The following is a 217-nucleotide window of genomic DNA, read 5'->3' on the forward strand; positions in this document are numbered from 1 at the left end:
ATGGCATCGCCGGAACCGTGCAATACCGCACCGACGTCTTCGACAGCACCACCGTCCAAACCCTCGTCATCCGGATGCAGAAACTGCTGACCGCGATGACCGTCGACCCGCAACGACGGTTGTCGTCGGTAGACCTTCTCGACGCACAAGAGCACGACACCCTCAAGCTGTGGGGCAACCGGGCCGCGTTGACCCGGTCGCCGACCGCGGTGTCGGT

At 64.1% G+C, this 217-nt stretch carries 1 protein-coding gene; it reads left to right on the forward strand.

Annotated features, from left to right (window positions below; genetic code table 11):
• A partial coding sequence (locus tag F0Q45_RS27375; RefSeq protein WP_149656747.1) for a hypothetical protein occupies positions 1-217 on the forward strand: 217 nt, incomplete at both ends.

This window comes from Mycobacterium simiae, assembly GCF_008370645.1.
Taxonomy (GTDB): domain Bacteria; phylum Actinomycetota; class Actinomycetes; order Mycobacteriales; family Mycobacteriaceae; genus Mycobacterium; species Mycobacterium simiae_A.